Source organism: Pseudoxanthomonas sp. Root630, assembly GCF_001427585.1.
Lineage (GTDB): Bacteria > Pseudomonadota > Gammaproteobacteria > Xanthomonadales > Xanthomonadaceae > Pseudoxanthomonas_A.
This window is the reverse complement of the sequence record NZ_LMGY01000015.1, coordinates 13689-38120: the sequence shown is the minus strand read 5'-3', so window position 1 is coordinate 38120 and position 24432 is coordinate 13689. Positions and strand designations below refer to the sequence as shown.

Here is a 24432-nt window from a genome sequence, read left to right as displayed (position 1 = left end):
TTTTATGTGACGCCGATCACTTCGCCGTTGTGCGTTGCAGCGGTTAGGATGGGGCGGGGGAATCCATTGCAGTCCGGGGGATGTCGTGAAATTCGCTAAGAACATGCTGCTGGCCACCGTGCTGGCCTCTGCGGTGTTGTCCGCGCATGCGCAGACCGTGCCGAAGCCGAAGGAGTTCTACTTCGACGAGGACAAGGCGGCCGTCCGCGAGATCGTGGTGGTGCAGGGGGAGGGCGAAGCCCTCGTGCAGGCTCTGGTCCGCGAGCGCGAACGCGGCCGCAAGCCGACCGAAGCCACCGCCCAGCTGGCGCACGTGGCCTTCAGCGAGGGGCGCGTGGACCTGGGCAAGCAGCTGTACCAGGTGCTGCTGGGCAGCAGCGACGCCAACGGCAACCTGGGCCGTGCATTCCGCTGGAACTACGGCTGGGACCTGTACCGCAACAAGGAGCACGCCGCCGCGCTGGAACAGTGGCTGCCGTTGCTCGGTACCGCAGGCGGCCCGTCGTGGGCGCCGCCGACGCTCGCGCTGGTGTTGTGGAAGCTCGACCGCAAGGCCGAGGCCGTGGCGTGGTACGGCGCCGCCGTGCGCACCGAACCGCTGCTGTGGACCGATGCCCGCAACTACGGCAGCCTGCTGCCGGGCTGGCAGCAGGAAGACCGCGACACGCTGGCCGAAGTACTCGGCGCCTGGCAGGCCAACCCGCCGCGCTGGCCGTAACGCGTACCATCGGCGGATGAAGGCGCGCACGGTGCGCGCCATCGCCTGCCGATGATGCGCACCTGCCTTGTGTCCTGCCTGGCGACGGCCCTGGCCGTCGCTGCCGCCTTGCCTGCCACCGCCGCCGACCGCATCGCCGGGCGCGCGTTCGCCACGCGTTCCGACGTGATCGCGCCGCACGCGATGGCGGCTACCTCGCATCCGCTGGCCACGCAGATCGCGCTGGACGTGATGAAGCAGGGTGGCACCGCGATGGACGCAGCCATCGCCGCCAACGCGGCACTCGGCCTGATGGAGCCCACCGGCAACGGCATCGGCGGCGACCTGTTCGCCATCGTCTGGGACCCGAAGACGAAGAAGCTGCACGGCTACAACGGCTCGGGCCGTTCGCCGAAGTCGCTGACGCTCGATTACTTCAAACAGCACGGCATCACCGACATCCCCGCGCACGGGCCGCTGCCGGTCAGCGTGCCGGGTGCGGTCGATGGCTGGTTCGCGCTGCATGGTCGCTTCGGCAAGCTGCCGATGCGCGACGTGTTGGCGCCGACCATCCGCTACGCGCGCGACGGCCATCCGGTCCACCAGACGATCGCCTACTACTGGGAGCGCTCGGTGCCGCGGTTGTCGAAGTTCCCCGGCTTCAGCGAGCAGTTCACGATCGGCGGCCGCGCGCCACGCACCGGCGAGCTGTGGAAGAACCCGCGCCTGGCCGACACGCTGCAGAAGATCGCCGACGGCGGCCGCGATGCGTTCTACAAGGGCGACATCGCGCGCACCATCGACACGTACTTCAAGGCCAATGGGGGTTTCCTGTCGTACGAGGACATGGCGGCCCACCACGGTGAGTGGGTCGAGCCGGTCAGCACCAATTACCGTGGTTACGACGTCTGGGAACTGCCGCCGAACGGGCAGGGCATCGCCGCGCTGCAGATGCTCAACGTGCTGGAGGGTTACGACTTCAGCAAGATCCCCTTCGGCAGTCCCGAGCACGTGCACCTGTTCGTCGAAGCGAAGAAGCTGGCCTTCGCCGATCGCGCGCGCTGGTACGCCGATCCCGCCTTCCAGCCCGCGCCGGTCGCGCGGCTGATCTCCAAGCCGTATGCACGCGAACGCGCCAAACTCATTTCGCCCGACAAGGTGCTGCGCGAAGTGCAGCCTGGCACGCCGAAGGAACTGGAAGAAGGCGACACCATCTACATGACTGTCGCCGACAAGGACGGGATGATGGTCTCGCTGATCCAGTCCAACTACCGCGGCATGGGCAGCGGCATGGCGCCGACCGGCCTGGGCTTCATCCTGCAGGACCGCGGCGAGATGTTCGTGCTGCGCGATTGCGACGGCGCTACGCCGCATCCCAACTGCTACGCGCCGGGCAAGCGGCCGTTCCAGACGATCATTCCGGCCTTCATCACGAAGGACGGGCAGCCGTGGGTCAGTTTCGGCGTGATGGGTGGCGCCATGCAGCCGCAGGGCCACGCGCAGATCGTGATGAATCTGGTCGACTTCGGCATGACCTTGCAGGAAGCCGGCGACGCCCCGCGCATCCAGCACGACGGCTCCACCGAACCGGTCGGCAGCGCCACCGCGATGACCGACGGCGGCGTGGTGCAGCTGGAATCGGGCTACCCCTATGAAACCATCCGCGCGCTGATGGACAAGGGCCACCACGTCGAATGGGCCCTCGGCCCCTACGGCGGCTACCAGGCCATCAAGCGCGACCCGGAGACCGGCGTGTACTGCGGCGCCAGCGAGAGCCGCAAGGATGGGCAGGCGGCGGGGTATTGAGGGGCCTCATCATGGGCATGACGCGCGATGCAACATTGGACGAGGTATGCGCGTTGATCGCATTGATGCCTGACGCCAAAGTGGTTGGGCAGGAATGGTCAGGAGACCATGCACGCATCGTGGTCCATGTCGCAGGCGATGCCCTGGAAGCCCTGACTCATGCAGCGTGGACTGCGAATGTGCAGGTGGAGCGGCACGCAAGCGAACTCGGCCATCACGTGATTACCGCTTCAGCCGTACCTCGGGACATGCTGGATCATGGTGAGTTGCAGATCGTGGGCATCCACCTTGTTTGGCACCTTCTGAGGGCGGGCGTACTGCCACAAAGTACCGGGCAGTGACTTCTGAACGTTTGGAAGGCGGAGAGTCCCTGAGAAGCAAGATGGGTTGAACACCGCTTAAGACCCAACCCATCCGCCGAACCCATCAAGCTCGAGGAGCACCATGGAGGCCGATCCTGTCATTCGCCAGCTCGTGGAAACCATGGCCCGGGAACATGGGCTCACGATCTCCTACGACACGCACTACGACGCAGGCAACTGGCAGCTCTCGTGGTGGGAGGGTGGTGTGCGGCACGCGATCGATGTCCAGGGATATCCGGATGGCTGGATCGAAGTGTCGCGTCTTAGCACGCGCTACCCCGCGCTACCAAAGCTGCTGGTATGGGCGCGTCGTACGGTACCCATGTTCCCGCGTTGGGAGCGCACGGAGCACAAGGCATTGGCGAGACTGCCTTGGCCGGGATCGGTTGAGGATGTGCGGAGCGCGATCGCGTCGGAACTTCTTGGACGTTCGCGTGCTGTGCAAGCCACCGAGACACAGCCGTAGCTCGTAGGGTGGGCCTCGGCCCACCACACGTATTCTTTATGGATCCGACGTCTCCGGCGCGTGTGTTGCCTGATCGTGGACAATGTCCGCAACGGTGGGCCAAGGCCCACCCTACTCATTCACTAGGCACACACATGGCCACACTCCCCGCCCTCCCCGAACTCACCCCAGGCCTTTATCGCCACTACAAAGGCAACGACTACGAAGTGGTCGCCGTGGCGCGGCACAGTGAAACGCTGGAGCCGGTGGTGGTGTACCGCGCGCTGTATGGCGAAGGCGGCTTGTGGGTGCGGCCGTATGCGATGTTCTGCGAGGAGGTGGTGGTGGACGGACGCGCGGTGCGTCGCTTCGCACACGTGGGGTCTGCATGAAGCGCTTTGTCATCGTGTGGGCGAGCCTCGCCCTGATGCCGGTAACCGCCAGCGCCGTCTGCGCCATCGAGCCCTTGGAGCCGGAATTGGAAGCGGCCGAAACGGTCTATGTCGGGACAGTGGTGAGATCCACGCTGGTGTCTTCCTTGGATCAGCTCCGAAGCACGACCACTCCCCATGAGCGCCGGGCGGAGATTCGCCATACCGTGGAATCTGAGATCGTCTTCAAGGGCGACCCGTCGACCGTGGGCGCTGTCCTTTCCCGGGGGAAGTACAACGATCCCAAGGCCGGCAGGCGGGTGACGTTCCCCGAACTCACCGCCCTGATGCCCGGCGATACGATCCTGGTGGTCGCCGACGCGAGCGGTCCGGCCCGCTATGGACTGTGTACGGCGAGCCGCCTCTGGGATCGGGATACCGAGGCGCAGGTGCGAGCCTTTTTCCGTGGGTCCCCCGATGCGCCGGAATCCCCCGCGCCGTCACCCGGACGGAAGTGAGGCCGGCATGACCACCTACATCGCTCTGCTCCGCGGCATCAACGTCGGCAAGGCCAAGCGCATCGCGATGGCGGACCTGCGCGCGCTGCTGGAAGGGCTGGGCCATGCCGATGTCGCCACGCTGCTCAATAGCGGCAACGTGGTGTTCCGCTCCAGCAAGAAGACGCCGGCGAAGATCGCGGCGGAGATTTCTGCCGCCATCGCCGCGCAGCTCAAGATCGACGTGCCTGTCATCGTGAAGTCGGCGAAGGACCTGGCCACGATCATCGAAGACAACGCGCTGGCCGATGCGGCCGCCGACCCGTCGCGCCTGCTGGTCGCCTTCGTGCAAGAGGCCGATGCACTGCCGGCGTTGTCCGCCATCGCACCGCACGTGGTGCCGCCGGAACAGTTCCTGCTCGGTCGTGAAGCCGCCTACCTGCATTGCGCGCGCGGCATCCTCGAAAGCAAGGCCGGCGAAGCGCTGGTGGGCAAGGCCGGCAAGGCCGCGACCACCCGCAACTGGGCCACCGTGCTGAAACTGCAGGCGTTGGTGGAGAAGATCGACGGGTGACGTGCCCTGTCCTGTGGGAGCGACGTCAGTCGCGATGATCTACCGCGGAGGTGTCATCGTGACTGACGTTGCTCTCACCGGCGAAGTCGCCTACAGATCGAAGCCGAGCAACAGCGGGTCGTGGTCGGAGCTGCGGAAGGGCACGGCGGGGTCGCCATCGGCGTAACCCTGCGCGTCCTGTTCGTCGGCGTTGATGTGCCACTCGGCGGCGCCGCGCAGTTGCTTCGCCAGTGACGGGCTGAGCAGGGCGTGGTCGAGGCGGCCGCTGAGGCCGCTGTAGACGTAGCTGTAGGGGTGTTCGATGCCGGCCTGCTTGAAAGCGTCCACCCAGCCAGCGTTGTCGCGCAGCCAGCGCACGGGCGCTTCCATCGCGTAGGCGTTGAAGTCGCCGAGCATGACGACGCGGTCGCTGCGGCTGCGGGTGGGATCGGTCTTCAACCACGCATCGAGGCGCTGTGCCGAATCCAGGCGCAATGCATTCCAGCAGCCTGCGCCGTCCTTCTGGTCCGCGTCCAGGCCGGTGGCTTCCGAGCAGCCCTTGGATTTCAGGTGGTTGGCGACCACGACGAAGGGCTTGCCGGTGCCGCGCACGAACGCCTGCGCCAGCGGGCTGCGGCTGCGCTCGCCGAACGGACCGGCTTCCAGCGTGGCGGGCCTGCCGGTGGGCGTCACCTTGTCGCTGCGGTAGATGATGCCGACGCGAATCGTGTCCGGGCCCGGGCCCTGCTTCGCATCGATGAAGCGCCACGTGCCGCCGCCGGCATTCAGTGCGGCGACGAGCTGGGCGAGGCTGGAGTCGGCGCCGTAGCCGTCGTTCTCCAGCTCCATCAGCGCGGCGATGTCGGGATCGAGCCCGCGGATGGTGCCGACCAGCTTCTGCACCTGCGCCTGGTACTGCGCCGCGGTCTTGGCGCCGCGTTCGGTGGGGAAGCCGCCGCCTTTGCCGTCGCCGTTGAACAGGTTTTCCAGGTTGAACGCGGCGATGCGCACGGTGCCGGCGACCTGCGGCGCGGCCGGGCGTTCCGGTGCGGCGATCGTCGGCGCGACGGTGAGCTGCAGGCGCCACCCGCCGTGGCGCGCATCGACGATGCCCTGCGCGCCGGTCAGCACGGTGCCGGTGCGCAGCGGCTGGCCTTTCTTCACGTACCAGACGGTGGCGGGATCGCGCTTGGCGCTGCCGTCGTCCAGCACCAGGGTGCGGCGTGCGTTGTTGGCGGCCAGGCGCTTGGCGTCGGCGCTGCCAGGCGCGGCGACTTCGCTGGGCTGCCACAGGCGGCCACCGAAACTCGTGGTGAGTTCGCCGAAACGGCCCAGCGCGTCGGTACCGCTGAGCGTGAGCGGGGCATCGATGCGGACGAGCATGCCTTCGTAGCGTTCCCAGTCGTCGGGCTGCGCGGTCAGCACGGTGGGCGCGATGCGACCGCTGCCACGCGACTGGATCACCGGTGCGTGCAGCGCTGTCAGCGTGTCGTCGCCGCCGGCCTTGCGCTCGCCGACGATGCCGCGCACGCGGACGCGGTCGCCTGCGGTGAGAAGCGGGGCGGGCGTGCCGTCTTCGAAGGCGACGAACAGCGCGTCGGACGTTGTCGTCTTGCCGTCGCCGGCGTCCTGCATGAAGAAACCGCCCAGGTCGGCGAAGGCTGCGGTGACGACGCCTTCGACCGTGACGGTCTGCCCGTCGAGCGCACTGCGCGCGCCGTCGCCCTGCACCTCGCCGATGGGCACGATGCGCTCCTTCGGCGTGGCCGCACAGGCGGGCAGGGCAAGGGAGGCGAGCAGGGCGAGCGTGAGCAGCGAGCGGGGAGACGTCATCGTGATCGAACCGGGCGAGCGAGGCGGCAAGGGTAAACGGAATGCGTGACGCGCAGGTTTTCGTCGTGAGGCAGGATGCAGTTCTTCCCTCTCCCTGTCTCCACGGGGAGAGGGTGCCGAAGGCGGGTGAAGGGCGACGGCGCCGCGGCGGCATCGAGACCGCGGTGTCTCGAACGTTGCGGGGCAGCTTTCGACCATGGGAATGGAGCTCCGTCTTGCCCCTCATCCACCCCCGTATCAAGTACGGGGCAGGCTCTCCGGGCACCTTCTCCCCGCAGGCGGGGAGAAGGGAATGTCCGCGAAGCTTTTTCGCACAAACAAAAACGCCGCCCGGAGGCGGCGTTTCTGCGGAAGGCGCGACGCCTTACTTGATGTTGGCCAGCATCCAGTCGACGGTGGCGTGCACCTGCTCGTCGGTCAGGGCTGCGTTGCCGCCCTTCGGGGGCATGATGCCGCCGTCCGGACCGGTGAAGCCTTCGATGGCGTGCTTGTACAGCGTGTCCTTGCCCTTGCTGACACGGGCGCCCATGCCGGCGGCGGTCAGGGTGGGGGCCTTGCCCACGCCGTTGGTGTGGCAGGCGCCGCAGAGGTTCTGGTAGATCACGCCGCCATCGGTCGTACCGCCGTAGGCGACCTGCGAGGATGCCGCCGCCTTGGCGGCCGCGGCGGCCGCGGCCTGGGCGGCGGCACCGGTTTCGCCGGCATAGACAGCACCGGCCGGGGCGATGCGGGCCTCGGTGATCTGCACGGTCTTGGGGTTCACTTCCGGCGGCAGGGCGCCATGCAGGAAGTGCGCGCCGACGATCAGGCCACCGGTGACCAGCACCAGGAAGCCGATCACCATCGAGAAATGCTTGAGGAATTCGAGGTCGTAGTTACGCACTTTCCACCTTTGGCAGCACGGCCGTGGGGCCGCGCATGGCTACGAAAACGGGGGCCGACGGTCCGCGCGATGCGCGTTCCAGGCGGGACCGGGCGCCGGAGCGCCGCGGGCAAGGGCACATTATAAGCAGTGAGGCCGTCTTTGCCTCAACACCGGTGCATCCGGCTCACTGCGCCAGATACACCTGCAGCGGGGCGTGCAGGGCCTGCAGCACCGTGCGCATCGGATAACCGGCGCCGGCGCCCTGGCCGGACAACGCCTGCTGCAGCACCTGTCGCTTCTCGCCACCCTCGATGTGCAGGTACAGGCGGCCGGCATCGCGCAGCACCGGCAAGGTCAGGGTGATGCGCGGTTCGCCGGCGCCGGGCGCGCGCATGGGCAATACCTGCGTGGCGGTGTCCGGGTCCATCGCCTCGGCCAGGCGGTCGCCGCCGGGGAAGAACGAGGCGGTGTGGCCGTCGCCCCCCATGCCGAGCACGGCGACATCGAGCGAAGCGGGGAGCGCAGCGGCGACCTCGGACAGGGCATCGTCCGGGGTGGCGGCCGGGCGGTAGAGCGGGACGAAGTGCGCGTCGGCTGCGGCATCCTGCAGCAGGTATTCCTTCACCAGGCGGGCGTTGGAGCGCTCGTGGTCCTCGTCGACCCAGCGTTCGTCGACCAGGGTGACGGTGACGTTCGCCCAGTCGAGCGCCTGCCGGGACAGGGCCTGCAGAAAGCGACGCGGGGTCGTTCCGCCAGACAGTGCGACGCTGGCCTGGCCGCGCAGGGCCAGGGCGGCGCGCAGGTCGTCGGCGACGGCCTGGGCCAGCGCCTGGGCGACGGCGTCGCCGTCCGGGAACGGGTGCAGCTGGATCTGCAGCGAGAGATCGGTGGGGGGCATGGTGCGACTCGGGAGTGGGGGCTTCCCGGGGGAAGGCAGGTCGGCGTGGGGGCGCCAGCGAAGCCCCGCCGGAGCGGGGCGGGCGACGTCAGACGGTGTCTTCGTGCCAGGTGCGGCCGTCGCGTTCGACCAGGGCCACGGCGGCGCTGGGGCCCCACGAACCGGCGGTGTAGGGCTTGGGCGTCTCGCGCAGGTTTTCCCAGGCGGAGAGGATCGGGTCGATCCAGGCCCATGCGGCTTCGACTTCGTCGCGGCGCATGAACAGGGTCTGGTTGCCGCGGACCACGTCCATCAGCAGGCGCTCGTAGGCTTCCGGCTGGTGCACGCCGAAGGCCTCGGCGAAGCTCATGTCCAGTGGCACGTGCTGCAGGCGCAGGCCGCCCGGGCCCGGGTCCTTGATCATGATCCACAGCTTCACGCCTTCGTCCGGCTGCAGGCGCAGCACCAGCTTGTTGCCCATCACCGGGCCGGCGCTGTCGTCGAAGATGGAATGCGGGATCTGCTTGAAGGCGATGACGATCTCCGAGACGCGCTCAGCCAGGCGCTTGCCGGTGCGCAGGTAGAACGGCACGCCGGCCCAGCGCCAGTTGTCCACTTCGGCCTTCAGGGCCACGAAGGTTTCGGTGCGGGAATCGGGCTTGCCGAGTTCTTCCAGGTAGCCTGGCACGGCGGCGCCGCTGCTGGCGCCGGCGCGGTACTGGCCGCGCACGCTCAGATGGCCCACGTCTTCGCCGCGGATCGGCTTGAGCGAGCGCAGGACCTTCAACTTCTCGTCGCGCACGGCGTCGGCCTGCAGCGCGGCCGGCGGCTCCATCGCCACCATGCACAGCAGCTGCAGCAGGTGGTTCTGGACCATGTCGCGCAGCGCGCCGGAGGTGTCGTAATAGCCGGCGCGCTTCTCCAGGCCGACGGTCTCGGCCACGGTGATCTGCACGTGGTCGATGCGGCTGGCGTTCCATAGCGGTTCGAACAGGATGTTGGCGAAGCGCAGCGCCAGCAGGTTCTGGACGGTCTCTTTGCCCAGGTAGTGGTCGATGCGGAAGATCTGGCTTTCCGCGAAGGCGCTGCCGACGGCGTCGTTGATCACTGCCGCGCTGGCCGAGTCGTGGCCGATCGGCTTCTCGATCACCACGCGGGCGTTGGCGGTGTTCAGGCCGTGCGCACGCAGGCGGTCGCAGATGTTCACGAACAGCGTGGGGCTGGTGGACAGGTAGAAGACGCGGATGCGGTCGCCGGTGGTCTGGAGGCGGGCGGCGAACTCGTCCCAACCCTCGTCCTTGGTGGCATCCAGGGCCATGTAGCCGAGTTTGTCGAGGAAGGCGGGCAGCTTGGCCTTCAGTACCTCGTCGCTGCCGGCGATGCGGGCCAGCGCTTCGCCGACCTTTGCCCGGTATTCGGCGTCGCCCTGCTTGTCGCGGGCCACGCCAAGGATGCGGCTCTCTTCCGGGATCTGGCCATCGGCATAGCGCCGCAGCAGGCCTGGCAGCAGCTTGCGCAACGCCAGGTCGCCGGTGCCGCCGAAGATGACGAGATCGAAGGTGTCGACGGGCAGGGTCTTCGCGGTCACGGGAGCGTCTCGGTGCAACAGGAAAGTGCGGTCACAATACCACCGGGGTACCACATGATGCCAACAGGTCCGCAACGTGAAGGGATTGTTGCGGTATTGGTACGTCACTGGTATCTTGATTGCCATGCAAACGAACCTGCTCGAGGAATACCAGCGGCTGCAGACCGGTGAGTCCACCCGGGCAGTGGCCTACCTGCGCCTGCGTCGCGCGCTGCAGAACCTGATGGATGCCGGCGTGCTGCGGCCCGGACAGGCGCTTCCCAGCGAGCGCGACCTGGCCCAGTTGCTGGACCTGTCGCGGGTGACCATTCGCAAGGCGCTGGCGGGTCTGATCGAAAGTGGTCTGCTCGTGCAGCGGCAGGGCGCGGGCACCTTCGTGGCCGAGCGGATCCTGCGGCAGTTTTCCCGCCTCACCAGCTTCACCGACGACCTGCGCGAGCGCGGGCTGAACCCGCAGGTGAAGTTCCTGGAGCGCACTGTGGGCGAGGTGACCCCGGAAGAATCCATGGCGCTGAACCTGTCGCCCGGCAGTGGCGTGGTGCGCATGTACCGGCTGCGACACGTGGACGGGTCGCCGATCGCCATCGAACGCACCCTGGTGCCCTACGCGCTGCTGCCGGATCCGGACAGCGTGACCACCTCGCTCTATGAGGCATTGGACGCCTACGGCCACCGGCCCAAGCGAGCCCTGCAGCGTCTGCGGGCGGTGGCCCTGGATGAAGAGGCGGCGCGTCACCTCGAGTTGCCCGTCGGCGCCCCTGGCCTGCTGGTCGAGCGTCGGGCCTTCCTGGAAGACGGCCGGGTCGTCGAATCCACCCGGTCCTACTATCGCGGCGACGCCTACGACTTCGTCGCCGAGCTGCAGAGCGACTGATCCCGCGCCTGCCGTCCGCGGCGCCGTTCTCCGACTCCCCTGAGACCCCGTTTCCCGCCGTGCGGCTGCCCGGTGGGTGCCGCCGTTGCTGCGTCCTTCCGTCGGTCGGCCGTCAAATGCTTGACGTCATCCCTCTTGATAGTGTGATGATGTACATGAATGTAGTTGATGGCGTCAGCATATTGACGTTAACATTGCGTGAAATGGAGTTGGGCGTCACAAATTCCTGCGTGACGTTTGTCCGCTTTGTCCACAGGGATGCGAACTGTGACTCTGACCGGTTGATCCACCCGCGCTGCGGTGCGGACAACGGGGCAGCAACTTCAAGACAGCCTTGGGGGAGGCAGTCTCCCGGGCTGGTTATTTCTGATCCAGTCGCAAGGGACCACCGTGCAAGGCCTGACCCAATTCTTCAAAGCGGCTTTTCGCCGCCACACGGTGACCGCACCTGGGCTGTTGCTGGTCGCATTGGCCGCCTTTGCGCCTGCCCACGCGCAAACCTCGGTACAGAACACCGCGACGGTCGCCCTGCCTCCGGGCGCGACGGTAGTCGACAGCAATCCTGCCAACAACACGTCCACCGCGACGGTCGGCGTACTCGCGCTTCCCCGCCTGACACTGGTCAAGCAGGTCGTCAACGATAACGGCGGCACCGCGGTAGTCACCGCCTGGACGCTGGTCGCGACGGGACCCTCCACCACGCTGTCCGGCACCACCGGCACTGCAGCCGTCACCAGCGTGGCGATTCCGGCGGGGACCTACGCCCTCTCCGAAACAGGCGGACCCGCGGGTTACGCCGCGGGCACATGGAGTTGCGTCAAGAACGGCGGCGCCCCTGTGTCTGCGAACAGCGTCAGCCTGGTGGGCAATGACGTAGCGACCTGCACCATCACCAACAACGACCAAGCCGCGACGCTGACGCTGGTCAAGACGGTCATCAACGACAACGGCGGCACCGCCACGATCAGCAACTTCCCGCTGACGGCCACCGGTCCGACCACGATCACCGGCGTGAGCGGTACGGCCGCGGTGACCAATGCCTCGGTCAACGCTGGCGTGTACACGCTGTCGGAAGTGACGGCGGCCGGTTATGCCGCAGGCAGCTGGAGCTGCACGGCCGGGACCAATGCCTCGGTCAACGCTGGCGTGTACACGCTGTCGGAAGTGACGGCGGCCGGTTATGCCGCAGGCAGCTGGAGCTGCACGGCCGGGACGCTGTCGGGCAACCAGCTGACGCTGGCCAACGGCCAGAGCGCGAGCTGCTCGATCACCAACGACGACCAGGCCGCGACGCTGACGCTGGTCAAGACGGTCATCAACGACAACGGCGGCACCGCCACGATCAGCAGCTTCCCGCTGACGGCGACCGGTCCGACCACGATCACCGGTGTGAGCGGTACGGCCGCGGTGACCAATGCCTCGGTCAACGCTGGCGTGTACACGCTGTCGGAAGTGACGGCGGCCGGTTATGCCGCAGGCAGCTGGAGCTGCACGGCCGGGACANGCGGTGACCAATGCCTCGGTCAACGCTGGCGTGTACACGCTGTCGGAAGTGACGGCGGCCGGTTATGCCGCAGGCAGCTGGAGCTGCACGGCCGGGACACTATCGGGTAACCAGCTCACGCTGGCCAACGGCCAGAGCGCGAGCTGCTCGATCACCAACAACGACCAGGCCGCGACGCTGACGCTGGTCAAGACGGTCATCAATGACAACGGCGGCACCGCCACGATCAGCAGCTTCCCGCTGACGGCCACCGGTCCGACCACGATCACCGGTGTGAGCGGCACGGCCGCGGTGACCAATGCCTCGGTCAACGCTGGCGTGTACACGCTGTCGGAAGTGACGGCGGCCGGATATGCCGCAGGCAGCTGGAGCTGCACGGCCGGGACCTTGTCCGGCAACCAGCTGACGCTGGCCAATGGCCAGAGCGCGAGCTGCTCGATCACCAACAACGACCAGGCCGCGACGCTGACGCTGGTCAAGACGGTCGTCAACGACAACGGCGGCACCGCCACGATCAGCAACTTCCCGCTGACGGCGACCGGTCCGACCACGATCACCGGTGTGAGCGGTACGGCTGCGGTGACCAATGCCTCGGTCAACGCTGGCGTGTACACGCTGTCGGAAGTGACGGCGGCCGGTTATGCCGCAGGCAGCTGGAGCTGCACGGCCGGGACGNGCGGTGACCAATGCCTCGGTCAACGCTGGCGTGTACACGCTGTCGGAAGTGACGGCGGCCGGTTATGCCGCAGGCAGCTGGAGCTGCACGGCCGGGACGCTGTCGGGTAACCAGCTCACGCTGGCCAACGGCCAGAGCGCGAGCTGCTCGATCACCAACGACGACCAGGCCGCGACGCTGACGCTGGTCAAGATTGTCTCCGGCGGTCCTGCGGTCGCAGCGAATTGGACTTTGAGTGCCGCGGGTCCAACGCCTCTATCGGGGGCGGGTGGCGTCGCTTCGACTTCGGTAAACGCTGGCGTTTATACGCTGTCAGAGAGTGGCGGTTCTACCGGCAACACTTATAACGCGGGTAGCTGGAGTTGCACTGGCGGCACGCTGTCCGGTAGCCAATTGACGCTGGTCAACGGTCAGAACGCGACCTGTTCCATCACGAACACTTTCGTTGCGCCTGCGGTGAGCTACAGCAAGTCCACGAGCGCGACCGGTGCGGTGGCGGTGGGTGACACGATCACCTACACGCTGACCACGGTGGTGGCGAACTCGGGCGGTGGGTGACACGATCACCTACACGCTGACCACGGTGGTGGCGAACTCGCAGACCACGGACGTGGTGACGCTGACCGACACGCTGGGCACGGGCCTGACGTTCGGTGCGGTGACCAATGCCGGTGCTTACACCTGCAACGCGACCAATCCGCTGGTGTGCACGCTGCCTGCGGGCACGCTGCCGGGCACGTACACGGTGACCTACACGACCACGGTCAATGACCAGGCGGTGGGCACGGTGACCAACGCGGTGGTGGGCACGGGTACGGACACCCCGGGCTGCACGGGCACCTGCACCACGACGACGCCGGTGACGCCGCCTGCGGTGAGCTACAGCAAGTCCTGCACCACGACGACGCCGGTGACGCCGCCTGCGGTGAGCTACAGCAAGTCGGTCGTACTGCCTGTCGGCCAGACCGAGGTGTCGACCGGCGACACGTTGACGTACACGCTGACGGCAACGATCACCAGTTCGCGTACGACGGCGCTGCTGACCCTGACCGACACCCTCGGCACCGGCCTGACGCTGGCCACGGTCTCGGCTGGCAGCTTCACCTGCGGGACGACCAACCCGCTGGTGTGCACGCTGCCCGCCGGAACCGCGCCGGGTACCTACTCGCTGAGCTACACGGCGATCGTCAACGATCAGGCCACGGGTATGGTGACCAACGCGGTCGTAGGTACCGGCGACGACACGCCGACCTGCGCAGGTACCTGCACCACCGAAACGCCGGTGACCGAGCCGCTGCCGCCCCTGGTGACGTATGCCAAGAGCGCCGCGTTGCCGGCCGGCCGGACCGAAGTGGTCGTGGGCGACACCATCACCTATACGCTGACGGCCAACATCGTCAACGCGGTGACCGCGGGCGACCTGGTCCTCACCGATACCCTGGGTGCCGGCCTGACGTTCGGTGCGGTGACCGATGCCGGTGCGTTCGCGGCCAGCACCGGTGGTGCACCGGTGCTGACGTTCACGCTGCCTGCGGGCACTACGCCGGGCACCTATGCCGTCAGCTACACGGCGGTCGTGAATCCGCAGGCGCGCGGAACGGTGACCAACGCGGTGGTGGGCGCGGGCGATGACGTACCGACGTGTGCAGGAACCTGCGACACGTCCACACCGGTGGCAGAACCGCAAGTGCGGGTCTCGAAGTCGTCCGATCCGGCGAGCGGCACTCACGTGCAGATCGGGCAGACCGTGCGTTACACGCTCTCGGTCGATATCAGCGGTTCCGCGTTGACGGGCGAACTGGTCCTGGTGGATACGCCGGATCGTGGCCTGACCCTCGGTGCCATGCCGGCGGGATGCGCGTTCGACGGAGCGGTGATGACCTGCCGCTTGCCGGCGGGTACTTCGACCGGTGTGCACGCACTGAGCTACGACGCAGTCGTGAACGCCAATGCCGGCACGATCATCGGCAACCAGGTGGTCGCCACCGGTGGCGGTGGCGAGACGCCGGGCTGCTCGACGTGCAGCACCGAGCATGAGCTGGACGCGCCTGAGATGCGGCTGAGCAAGTCGGCTGGCTCGCGCGAGGTCCGCATCGGCGACCTGGTCCGCTACACACTGACGGTGGAGAACGTCGGCGCAGTGGACATGGTGGGCGGCAGCATCGTCGACACGCCGGCGGCCGGCTTCAGCTACGTCGAAGGCTCCCTGGTCGCCAACGACGCCGACGGAATGGCGACGGTATCGGGCGGCAGTCCGCTCCGCTTCAGCGGTGTGGATGTGGCTGCGGGACAGACGGCGACGCTGGTGTACGTGATGCGCGTGGGCGCGGGCGTGCGTCCGGGTACCCATGTCAACCAGGCGCAGGTTCGTTCGGCCACGGATGAGCCGGTGTCCAACATCGCGACCGCGGAAGTCATGCTGACGGCCGATCCGCTGATGGACGACAGCCTGCTGTTCGGTACGGTCTTCAACGACCGCGATGGTGACGGTTGGCAGGACAGCGCGTCGCTGAGCGGCGTGAAGGTCCAGGGCGGCTTCGCTACGACGGCCTACATCGCGAATTCCACGACGGTGGACCGTGGTGCGGGTCCGCAGCCCGAGCCCGACGCGAGTTCGCCGTTGCTGCATGGCATCGCCGTGGGCGCGATCAGCGGACGCCAGTCCGTGGCCGATCCGGTCGAAGACCACCAGGTGGTGATCCGCCAGCGTCTGCGCGAGCCGGCCTTCACCGACGACTTCGTGCTGACCAGCGCCGAGGGCGTCACCGTCCGCATGGATGCGGCGGGGAACACCACCGTGCAGACCCATGGCGATGCCGCCAAGGGCCTGACCGCGGCGACCCCGACGGTGGAGCGCCGGGTGGTCCAGGACGACCAGGGCTACGTCGTCGACTACGTCATCCGCAATGCGGGGATCGATGAGCGCGGCATCCCGGGCGTGCGTATCGCGTCGGTGGAAGGCCTGCTGATCGAGACCGACCAGTTCGGTCGGTACCACCTGGCCGGCGTGCCGGGCGGCGCATGGGAGCGCGGTCGCAACTTCATCCTGAAGGTCGATCCGTCCACCTTGCCCGCCGGTGCCGAGTTCACCACCGACAACCCGCTGCTGCGCCGGATCACCCCCGGCGTGCCGGTCCGCTTCGACTTCGGCGTGAAGTTGCCGGAGCAGGTGATCGAAGGCGGCTCGAAGCAGGTGGAACTGGAGATGGGCGAAGTGTTCTTCGCCCCGGGCAGCGCGGAAGTGCGGACCAAGTACCTGCCGGTGATCGAGGCCATGGCGGCCAAGGTGCGCGAATACCAGGGTGGCGAAGTCGTCATCCAGGCCAATGGCGACAGCGAAGGCCTGGCCTTCGACCGCGCCAACGCGGTCAAGGCGGCCCTGCTGGGCAAGCTCGACCCGGTCTCGGCAAAGGGTCTTGTCGTCAGTGCGCGTGGCACGGTCGACGACCCCGGCTCGCTGGTCGTGGGTGTGGATGAAGGCGGCGCGTTGCTGGGCACGGTGTTGTTCGACACCGACAAGTCCGCGATCCGGCCGGAGTTCGAGCCGCTGCTGGACAAGGTCGCCGCGGCGCTGGAGAAGATGGGCGGGGGAAGCATCGCGATCGTCGGCCATACCGACGTGCGTGCGTCCCACGCCTACAACGTCGCGCTTGGCATGCGTCGTGCCAAGGCGGTTTACGAAGCGCTCGCCAAACGTCTGAGTCCGGAGGTACGCACCAAGGTTCGCGTTGAAGCCAGCAACGATCCGACAGCCCCTGTCGGCGTACGGAAGTAAGGGGGGCGGATCATGAAGAAGCGTATGAAGATGAAATTGCTGGACTACACGCTGATCAGCCTGCTGGCAGGCACGGCACCGATGGCGGCCGCACAGACGGCAGCCCCCTCACAGGCCCAGCAGGACCGTGCCGAGGGAACCGCCACGCCGGTGGACTGCGACGGCGAGCGTTGCACCGGCGAGGAAGGCCTGCTGTTCCGCTTGCGCACACGCAGCTACGACAAGCCGGTGACGCGCGGTACGAGCCAGGTCTCGTCCTCCAACGTGCTGCAACCCGACCGCCGCGTGACCGTGGCGACGGAGCAGCCCGGCAAGGCGACGGCGATGGGCAAGTTCTCCATCGACCTGCCGGGCGGCGGCGTGATCTGGGCGACTGAAGATCCCACGCTGGGCCAGCCGGAACTGTCGGTTTCGGCGCCTTCGATCGTGCCGTTCGACGGTCAGCGCATCACCAAGCCTGTTTCGTTCTATGTGCGGGGCAACTATCCCGCCTTCATCCGTCGGCTGGAGGTCACGCTGTACCGCAGCAGCGATGCGGACCTGATCGAACCCATCGCCACGGTCCCGCTGGACGTGGCGGGCGTGACCCACACCGCATGGGACGGTGCGCTGCCCACGCGCTACCCGTTCCGCAAGGGCGATGAACTGGTGTACGTGCTGCGGGCCTACGATGAGGAAGGTCGATTCGACGAAACTCACCCGCGCACCTTGCAGCTCGTGTCGCCGGAAGAAGCCGAGCGCGGCACCGATCTCCTGCGCAGCAGTGTCGAGCGCACGTTGGGCAGCGCGCTGACGTCGGCCCAGGCGGAAAGCCAGAGCCTGCTCGATAGCGCATTCTCCGAGAACGGCCTGCGCCAGCAGAACATCCCGATGTACGGGTCGCGTATCCGCATCCAGGGTCGCAACCTGCCGCCCGCGGTCGCGTTGAAGATCAATGGCGAAGACTACCCGGTCGACCAGGAACGCAAGTTCGTCGCCGAGTACCTGGTCCCGGTGGGCCACCACCGGTTCGACATCGGCCTGGGTGGACGCGGGGACGCCGCTGCGACCAATGCCGCGCACACCCTGGACATCGACGTCACCGGCCGCTACTTCTTCGGCGTCGGCCTGGCCGACGTGACGATCGCGCAGAACAAGGTCAGCGGCTCCGGTGCGCCGTTCGCCAACGACGTGAACTACCAGGATGATGTCATCAGCGACGGTCGCCTGGCCTTCTACGGCAAGGCGAAGCTGCGCGGCAAGTACCTGGTGACCGCGCAGGCGGATACCACCCAGCGCGACCTCGACCGGTTGTTCAACGGCTTCACCCAGGCGGATCCGCAGGATGTGTTCCGCCGGCTGGATCCCGATCTCTACTACCCGGTGTATGGCGACGACTCCACGACGTACCGCGACGTGGACACCATGGGCCGCTTCTACCTGCGTGTGGACTGGGACAAGAACCAGGCGCTGTGGGGCAACTACGCGACGGGCATCACCGGGACCGAGTACGCCCAGTACCAACGTTCGCTGTACGGCGCGGCGCTGAACTGGCGCTCGCTCGCCACCAATCGTTGGGGCGATCCGGGCACCGAGTTGCGGTTGTTCGGCTCGCAAGCGGAAACGGCGCCGGGCCACAACGAATTCATCGGCACGGGCGGCAGCCTCTACTACCTGCGCCACACCGACCTGCTGCCGGGCTCCGACATCGTCACCCTGGAAGTCCGCGACCTGACCACCGGTCGTGTCGAGAACAGGATCGTCCTGCAGCGCGGCGCGGACTACGAGATCGACGAACTCCAGGGTCGCATCCTGCTGACCCGTCCGCTCGCCCAGATCACCCGCGAGAACATCCCCACGCTGACGCGCGATGCGCCGCTCGATGGGTTCGAGCAGCGCCTGCTGGTGGACTACGAATGGGTGCCGTCCGGTTTCGACGCCGATGACGTCAGCGGCGGTTTCCGCGGCAAGCACTGGTTCGGCAACCATGTCGGCGTCGGTGCGACGTACGTGCAGGAAAACCGGGCGGGCGAGGACTACACGCTGGCGGCCGGGGACGTGACGCTGCAGGCGGGCAAGGGCACCTACGTCAAGGCCGAGTACGCACAGACGGAATCCTTCGGCTCGCCGGTGTTCTTCTCGGACAATGGTGGCCTGAGTTTCATCCAGCAGAACGACACCACCCTCTATCGCGAGGGCGAAGCGAAGTCGCTGGAAGCGCGTGCCAACTTCAAGGAACTGGGCTGGACCACGCAGGACTGGAGCGCGGGCGCCTGGTGGCGCAACACCAGCGCGGGCTATTCGATCTCGCGCTACGACACCGGTCGTCCGGTGACGGAGTACGGTGCCGAGCTGCTGGGCCAGTTCACGCCCAATCTGGGCGTGTATGCGCGCTACAGCCGTGCCGAGAGCGGCGCCGAGTCGCTGACCCAGGCGCAGGCCACGCTGGAATGGCGGATCGACGACACCAGCACGCTGAGCGGCGAAGTCCGTCGCGTGGACACCGAGGGCTCGTCCAGCGATGCTGCCGGCACGCTGGGTGCGTTGAAGTACCTGCACCGCTTCGGCAGCGCGCTGGAAGTCTACGGACTCGCCCAGCTCACGCTGGACGACGATGGCGGACAGTACGCAGACAACGATGCCTTCACGCTGGGCGGCAAGTACCTGTACGGCGACAACTCGTCCGTGGGTGCCGAGCTGACCACCGGTGATCGCGGCGAAGCGGCGACCGTCAACGCCGAACATCGCCTGACCGCCGAGCACTCGGTGTACGGTGCCTACACCTACTCGACCGATACCACCGAGTACGACTCGCTGTTCACCCGCAACGCCCAGAACGGGTGGACGCTGGGCCAGCGCTGGCGCCTGTCCAACCAGGTCAATCTCTACAACGAGAGCCAGTTCCTCAAGGAACCCAACCAGTCGGGCCTGGCGCACACCTTCGGCATGGACTTCTATCCGGCGCAGGGCTGGAACATGGGGTTCACCCTGTCCGATGGCGAGCTGACCAACACCACGGGTGGCAACGTCGATCGCAGGGCCATCAGCGTATCGGGCGGCCGCACCTCCCCGGATACCGACTGGCAGAGCAAACTGGAATGGCGCGAGGATCGTGGCGCCGAGCAGCGCGAGCAGTGGGTCAGCACGAACCGTCTGACGCACAAGATCGACGAGAGCTGGCGCATCGCCGCCCGACTGAACTACGCCGACACCGACGACGAGCTCAACCCGCTGGCCAGCGCGAAGTTCATCGAGGGCAACGTCGGCTTCGCGTACCGTCCCTGGAACAACCAGCGCTGGGGCCTGTTCGGCCGCTACACCTACCTCTACGACCTGGCGACGCTGGGCCAGGTGGGCGGTGCCGACTACGATCAGAAATCCCAGATCCTGTCGTTCGAGGGCGTCTACAAGCTCGACCAGCACTGGGAATTCGCGGGCAAGCTCGCGCGTCGCGAAGGCGAGGTCCGGATGGGGCGCGGCACGGGCGCGTGGCTCGACTCGGCGACGACGTTCGGCGCGGCGCAGGTGCGTTACGACCTGCGCACGCAATGGCATGCACTGGCCGAGTACCGCTGGCTCGATGTGCAGGACGGCGGCACCAAGCAGGGCTTCCTGCTGGGGCTGGATCGCGATCTGAACAAGAACTTCCGCATCGGCGTGGGCTACAACTTCACCGACTTCAGCGACGATCTGACGGATTTCGACTACGACCACAAGGGCTGGTTCCTGAACCTGGTGGGGACGTACTAGTAGCGGAGCGCAAAGGAAGGACGCACTTCGCCATCGAAGTGCGAGAACTGCACGACACCAAGCACGGTGGCTGCCTGCACGGCCAGTGGCACCCGCAGTCCTCCTTCGACCGTGCCGGTGAGCAACCTGCTGCGGGGGGCAGCACGAAACCGAAGCTGCCGGTCGGCGTGCAGGTGATCGTCATCCTGCAATGCGCGATCACGGTGTGCGGGCAGTCGCTCCCGCGCGAATTCCTCTTGCGCCTCCGCGATCGGGCGCAGGCCGCTGGCGTGGAAATGTCCTGAAGACATATACAGCTGCGATGTCGAATTGACGAATGTGATGGCCCGGTCCGCCGGGCGCCACGCATCAATGACGATATGGGGATAGGAATGAATGGGGTCGTGAAGAGGGGCGATGCGAGCATCGCCATGATGTTGTTGCGTGGCGTCGGCAGGCACTCGGATCTGGAAGGTGTGCCGGATTCGCGTTACGAGGAATCCACCCCGCAGAAAGTAACCGCCCCTACAGACTTTTTTTGCGTGCGTGTTATTCGGGCCAGCGCGTTAGAATCTGTGACATGGTCGCGGAAGTGGGGAGATTCTCCTGTGCGCCTGGGCCGACTCTTCGTATCGCATGCCGCCCGCAACGTTGGGGGTGAAGGTCATTGCGCGGGCGACGCGCATCCCGTCGGGAAGCATCAGATGAAGTCTGTTCCGGCGTTGTGCCGGGCAGCGGGGTTGGCCCTCTTGCTGGCGCTGGTGCCGCAGCTCGCGTGGAGCCAGGCGCAGAATCAGTGTTCCGTTGCGAATACCTTGCCCATCATCAGTTCGCCCGCCGACACGGGGTGGACAATGAATGATTCCGCCGGTTTGACCCACACGCCAACGCTTACAGGGAATGGCACGACGACGCGGTATGGAACACAGACCAATGGCGCGATCCGGGTCTCGGGCGAACTGCAATGGAACAATTCGGCTGGCAACACGCCCCGTTCCGGCCAGGCGACGATGGACATCATCATCAATGGCGTGACCTACGCCACGTTGATCACGTCGCCAAGATCCGCCGGAGAAGACAGTACCGCAGGTCAGCTCCAGCCCAACGCGGGGGCGTTGATCTCGGTGGCGGGAAGTGCCGAGACCTCGACGGCGCAGGCTTTTGTCGGTACAGGCCCTACTCTGAATACCTATCGGGCCTTCACCATCCAGCTACCCTTGTCGGTGGTGCAGGTCACCAGCATCCAGTACGTATTCCGATCGAACATTGACGGTGCCGGTGCCGACGACGACATCAGCTACAGGAACATCCAGATCAATCAGTGCAAGGCGGCATTGCGACTGCAGAAGCAGATTGCGATCGGCCGGGAGAGCGGCACGGATCAGTTCGCCCTGAACGTATCCCGGGGCGGCACCTCCCTGGCCAGCACCACCACGACCGGGACGGGAACCACCGTCAACAATGGCCTGATCACGATCGCCCCCTTCGTCCTGGGTGCCGTCCATACGTTGTCCGAAGCCGCCGCCGGCACGACGGACATCAACGAATACAGCACGACCTACAGTTGCTCGAATGCGTCGAGCGGCACGGGCACCCTGCTGCCTACAGGCACCACCACCAGCTTCGACATTACGCCCGCCTCCGGCGACGACATCACCTGCACGCTCGTCAACACGCGGCGGCCTGCCACGCTGACCGTGACGAAGATCAGCCTCGGCGGGATCAGCGCCTTCACGTTCACCGGCAACAACGGGTGGACCAGCCAGACGCTGACGACGACGGCGACCGGTGTCGGTGTCACGGGTGCGACGCAGAACCTGACCAACGTCCTGACCAGCACCACCATCACCGAGGCACCCCCGGCCGGCTTCCTGATGAGCGGGGTGGTGTGCACCGGCATGGGGCCGGGCGGTACCGTGACCACGGGGGCCAATTCGTTCACCTTGAATGCGGCGGCGACGGATGCGGGTAGCCAGATCGCCTGCACCGTCACCAATACCGCGACCCAGACCAACTTCGGCACCTGCGATGGCCGCATGTTCCTGGACCAGACCAACGCGGGTGCAACATTGTCCACGCTGTACAACGTGGGCTATGCCAGCACGCCATTCAGCTATACGTCGCTGGGGTCGGGCGCAGCCCGCAACGGCATCGGCTACAACCCCCTGGACAACTTCATCTACGGCATCGAGTGGAGTGGATTCGACGGCAACGAGCTTATCCGCATCGGTGCCGATGGCAGCAGCGCCAACCTGGGCGCCATCAGCGGCCTGCCCGTCGCCAATTACAACAATGGCGCCATTTCCCCGGCGGGGCAGTACTACACCAAGGCAGGTGGCAGTGGAACCACGTTGTACCGGATCGACCTCACCACGCGAGTGGCCACGACCATCACGATGAGCGCACCCATCACGGTGTCTGACCTGGCCTGGCACAACAATCTTCTGTATGGGATAGACAGCAGTGGCAGTGGTGGTGTCTTGGTCAGCATCAACCCAACCACGGGCGCGGTGACTTCCATAGGCTCTACTTCGCCCCTCCTTAGCGCCGTCTCGATGTGGGGCTTCACCAATGGCCTGTTTGCAAGCGCCGGTGCCGCGATCTATGCGATTGATCCGGCGACCGGTGCGGCCACGCTGATGAGCAGCGCGCCGACCTCCACGAACGCGGACGGTACCAATTGCCCGTCCGCACCGATCCAGTTCAACGCCGACCTGTCGGTGACCAAGACCAACACGCCCGCGCAAGGGGCGAATGATCTGCCCACCGACTCGTACACGCCGGGCGAAGTGCGCACGTACGCCATCGTGGTCACCAACGGCAGTACCTCGTTCGGTGCGCAGAACGTGACGGTGAGCGATCCGATTCCCGCGGGTATCAACGCGGCGACCGTCAGCTGGACCTGCGCGACTACCTCGGGTGGTTCACGGTGTGGCGCTGCCAGCGGCACCGGCGCATTGAACGACACGGGGCTGGACTTGCCGCCCAGTGCGGTGGCCACATACCTGGTGACGATGACGGTGCCGACAGGCTTCACCGGCAACCTGACCAATACGGTCACCATCACGCCGCCCAACACCATCAACGACGCCAACACCGCCAACAACACCGCAACGGACACGGACGTGCCCGCATTGCGGCTGACGTTGCGCAAGATCAGCGTCGGCGGCGTGGACAGCTTCGGCTTCACGGGCACGAACGGCGTTGCCGCGCAGACGCTGACGACGGTCACCGCGGGCACGCCGGTGACCGGTGCCGTGCAGGTGCTGACCGCAGCCTCCACCGCGACCACCATCACCGAAAGCACCACGCCGGCGACGTACCGGGCGACGGATATCACGTGCACGGGCCTGGGTGCGGGCGGAACGGCCACGCCGGATCTGGTCAACCGGACGGTGGCGCTGGATGCCGCGGCGACGGCGGCCGGCGCCAACATCGAGTGCACCTTCACCAATACCTTGCAGCAGGCGGACATCCAGGTGGTGAAGACCGCCTCACCGACCACCGTGGTCGCGGGTGATGTGGTGACCTATCAGATCGTGGTCAGCAACAACGGTCCACAGGCCGCTACAGACGTGCTGCTCGCCGACACGGCCGGCGTGGGCCAGAACTGCACCGTGCCCAGCAGCACCGCCACGTGCGCGGCCACGGGCGGGGCGAGCTGCCCATCGCCCACGGTGCCGGTGAGTACGCTGCTGGGCAGCGGCATCACGCTTCCGTCCCTGCCGGTGGGCGGACAGGTGACCGTGTCCCTGCAATGCACGGTGACCGCCAGCGGGTTGTAGCCGGGCCCGCGTGCCGGGACGATCCCGCTTCCTCTCTACGCTCTCTTCGCAGTCGTGCGTCCTGAAGTTCCCGTTCTTGGCGAACTTGATATGCGCGAAAAAATGTGAGGACGGCGGGCGTGGAACGGAGAACCAGAAGAAATACGGAGCACGGGCATCGCCCGTCGCGCAGGCGCGCCTTGGGCTGGAAAGCCCGGTGCGCCATCGCCGGCTTGC

17 protein-coding genes are annotated in these 24432 nt (G+C 66.7%); 12 read left to right on the top strand and 5 right to left on the bottom strand.

What is annotated here, in order from left to right:
* The first annotated feature begins 85 nt into the window (after positions 1-85).
* The 7 genes from ASD72_RS10430 to ASD72_RS10405 all read left to right on the top strand — a co-directional run bounded on the left by ASD72_RS10430 (position 86) and on the right by ASD72_RS10405 (position 4752).
* Complete coding sequence (locus ASD72_RS10430) at positions 86-718, top strand: tetratricopeptide repeat protein (protein ID WP_343123684.1); 633 nt, start codon at positions 86-88, stop codon at positions 716-718.
* A gap of 54 nt (positions 719-772) precedes the next feature.
* Positions 773-2503: a gamma-glutamyltransferase gene (gene ggt, locus ASD72_RS10425; protein WP_056880220.1), complete on the top strand. Its 1731-nt coding sequence runs from the start codon at positions 773-775 to the stop codon at positions 2501-2503.
* Between the two features lie 11 nt (positions 2504-2514).
* Positions 2515-2844, top strand: coding sequence for a hypothetical protein (locus tag ASD72_RS20960; RefSeq protein ID WP_155944604.1), 330 nt, complete (start codon positions 2515-2517; stop codon positions 2842-2844).
* Between the two features lie 103 nt (positions 2845-2947).
* Positions 2948-3331 carry a hypothetical protein gene (locus ASD72_RS10420; protein ID WP_056879888.1) on the top strand — a complete coding sequence of 128 codons (384 nt, stop codon included), beginning with the start codon at positions 2948-2950 and terminating at the stop codon, positions 3329-3331.
* A gap of 134 nt (positions 3332-3465) precedes the next feature.
* On the top strand, positions 3466-3702 hold the full coding sequence (locus ASD72_RS10415; protein WP_056879887.1) for a DUF1653 domain-containing protein: 237 nt from the start codon (positions 3466-3468) through the stop codon (positions 3700-3702).
* Positions 3699-4199, top strand: a complete 501-nt coding sequence (locus ASD72_RS21210; protein WP_056879886.1) for a hypothetical protein — start codon at positions 3699-3701, stop codon at positions 4197-4199. The genes ASD72_RS10415 and ASD72_RS21210 overlap by 4 nt, the downstream gene beginning before the upstream one ends.
* A 7-nt stretch (positions 4200-4206) precedes the next feature.
* Positions 4207-4752, top strand: a complete 546-nt coding sequence (locus ASD72_RS10405; protein WP_056879885.1) for a DUF1697 domain-containing protein — start codon at positions 4207-4209, stop codon at positions 4750-4752.
* Positions 4753-4842: 90 nt separating this feature from the next.
* Here ASD72_RS10405 and ASD72_RS10400 read toward each other — a convergent pair whose 3' ends face one another.
* The 4 genes from ASD72_RS10400 to zwf form a co-directional block, all read right to left on the bottom strand.
* A complete protein-coding gene (locus tag ASD72_RS10400) occupies positions 4843-6564 on the bottom strand; it encodes an ExeM/NucH family extracellular endonuclease (protein WP_056879884.1) in 1722 nt (573 codons plus the stop codon).
* A gap of 364 nt (positions 6565-6928) precedes the next feature.
* The gene (locus tag ASD72_RS10395) at positions 6929-7447 is read right to left on the bottom strand and encodes a c-type cytochrome (RefSeq protein ID WP_056879883.1); all 519 of its coding nucleotides are present in this window, start codon (positions 7445-7447) and stop codon (positions 6929-6931) included.
* Between the two features lie 166 nt (positions 7448-7613).
* Entirely contained in the window at positions 7614-8327 is a 714-nt protein-coding gene (gene pgl, locus ASD72_RS10390; protein WP_056879882.1) for a 6-phosphogluconolactonase, read from the bottom strand.
* Between the two features lie 88 nt (positions 8328-8415).
* Positions 8416-9894 carry a glucose-6-phosphate dehydrogenase gene (gene zwf / locus ASD72_RS10385; protein ID WP_056879881.1) on the bottom strand — a complete coding sequence of 493 codons (1479 nt, stop codon included), beginning with the start codon at positions 9892-9894 and terminating at the stop codon, positions 8416-8418.
* A 124-nt stretch (positions 9895-10018) separates the two neighbouring features.
* Between zwf and ASD72_RS10380 the strand changes: the two genes are divergently transcribed.
* From ASD72_RS10380 to ASD72_RS10360, 4 genes are all read left to right on the top strand, one after another.
* On the top strand, positions 10019-10768 hold the full coding sequence (locus ASD72_RS10380; RefSeq protein WP_056879880.1) for a GntR family transcriptional regulator: 750 nt from the start codon (positions 10019-10021) through the stop codon (positions 10766-10768).
* 2180 nt (positions 10769-12948) lie between these two features.
* Positions 12949-13506: hypothetical protein (locus ASD72_RS20955; protein WP_235577995.1), on the top strand; the 558-nt coding region annotated here is incomplete at its 5' end.
* Positions 13499-16723 carry an OmpA family protein gene (locus ASD72_RS10365; protein ID WP_056879877.1) on the top strand — a complete coding sequence of 1075 codons (3225 nt, stop codon included), beginning with the start codon at positions 13499-13501 and terminating at the stop codon, positions 16721-16723. The genes ASD72_RS20955 and ASD72_RS10365, both read left to right, overlap by 8 nt.
* 12 nt (positions 16724-16735) lie before the next feature.
* Entirely contained in the window at positions 16736-20452 is a 3717-nt protein-coding gene (locus ASD72_RS10360; protein WP_200948871.1) for a hypothetical protein, read from the top strand.
* Here ASD72_RS10360 and ASD72_RS21205 read toward each other — a convergent pair.
* Positions 20449-20892: a hypothetical protein gene (locus tag ASD72_RS21205; RefSeq protein ID WP_162250376.1), complete on the bottom strand. Its 444-nt coding sequence runs from the start codon at positions 20890-20892 to the stop codon at positions 20449-20451. The two genes, ASD72_RS10360 and ASD72_RS21205, sit on opposite strands and share 4 nt — an antisense overlap.
* Here ASD72_RS21205 and ASD72_RS10350 point away from each other — a divergent pair.
* A complete protein-coding gene (locus ASD72_RS10350; RefSeq protein WP_162250375.1) occupies positions 20863-24216 on the top strand; it encodes a DUF11 domain-containing protein in 3354 nt (1117 codons plus the stop codon). The genes ASD72_RS21205 and ASD72_RS10350 overlap by 30 nt on opposite strands.
* Positions 24217-24432 lie beyond the last annotated feature (216 nt).

Excerpts from the sequence above, each read along its gene's own strand:
- ggt (WP_056880220.1), top strand. The coding sequence starts at position 773 with ATGCGCACCTGCCTTGTGTCCTGCCTGGCGACGGCCCTGGCCGTCGCT.
- ASD72_RS20960 (WP_155944604.1), top strand. The coding sequence starts at position 2,515 with ATGGGCATGACGCGCGATGCAACATTGGACGAGGTATGCGCGTTGATC.
- ASD72_RS10420 (WP_056879888.1), top strand. The coding sequence starts at position 2,948 with ATGGAGGCCGATCCTGTCATTCGCCAGCTCGTGGAAACCATGGCCCGG.
- ASD72_RS10415 (WP_056879887.1), top strand. The coding sequence starts at position 3,466 with ATGGCCACACTCCCCGCCCTCCCCGAACTCACCCCAGGCCTTTATCGC.
- ASD72_RS21210 (WP_056879886.1), top strand. The coding sequence starts at position 3,699 with ATGAAGCGCTTTGTCATCGTGTGGGCGAGCCTCGCCCTGATGCCGGTA.
- ASD72_RS10405 (WP_056879885.1), top strand. The coding sequence starts at position 4,207 with ATGACCACCTACATCGCTCTGCTCCGCGGCATCAACGTCGGCAAGGCC.
- ASD72_RS10400 (WP_056879884.1), bottom strand. The coding sequence starts at position 6,564 with ATGACGTCTCCCCGCTCGCTGCTCACGCTCGCCCTGCTCGCCTCCCTT.
- pgl (WP_056879882.1), bottom strand. The coding sequence starts at position 8,327 with ATGCCCCCCACCGATCTCTCGCTGCAGATCCAGCTGCACCCGTTCCCG.
- ASD72_RS10380 (WP_056879880.1), top strand. The coding sequence starts at position 10,019 with ATGCAAACGAACCTGCTCGAGGAATACCAGCGGCTGCAGACCGGTGAG.
- ASD72_RS10360 (WP_200948871.1), top strand. The coding sequence starts at position 16,736 with ATGAAGAAGCGTATGAAGATGAAATTGCTGGACTACACGCTGATCAGC.
- ASD72_RS10350 (WP_162250375.1), top strand. The coding sequence starts at position 20,863 with ATGATGTTGTTGCGTGGCGTCGGCAGGCACTCGGATCTGGAAGGTGTG.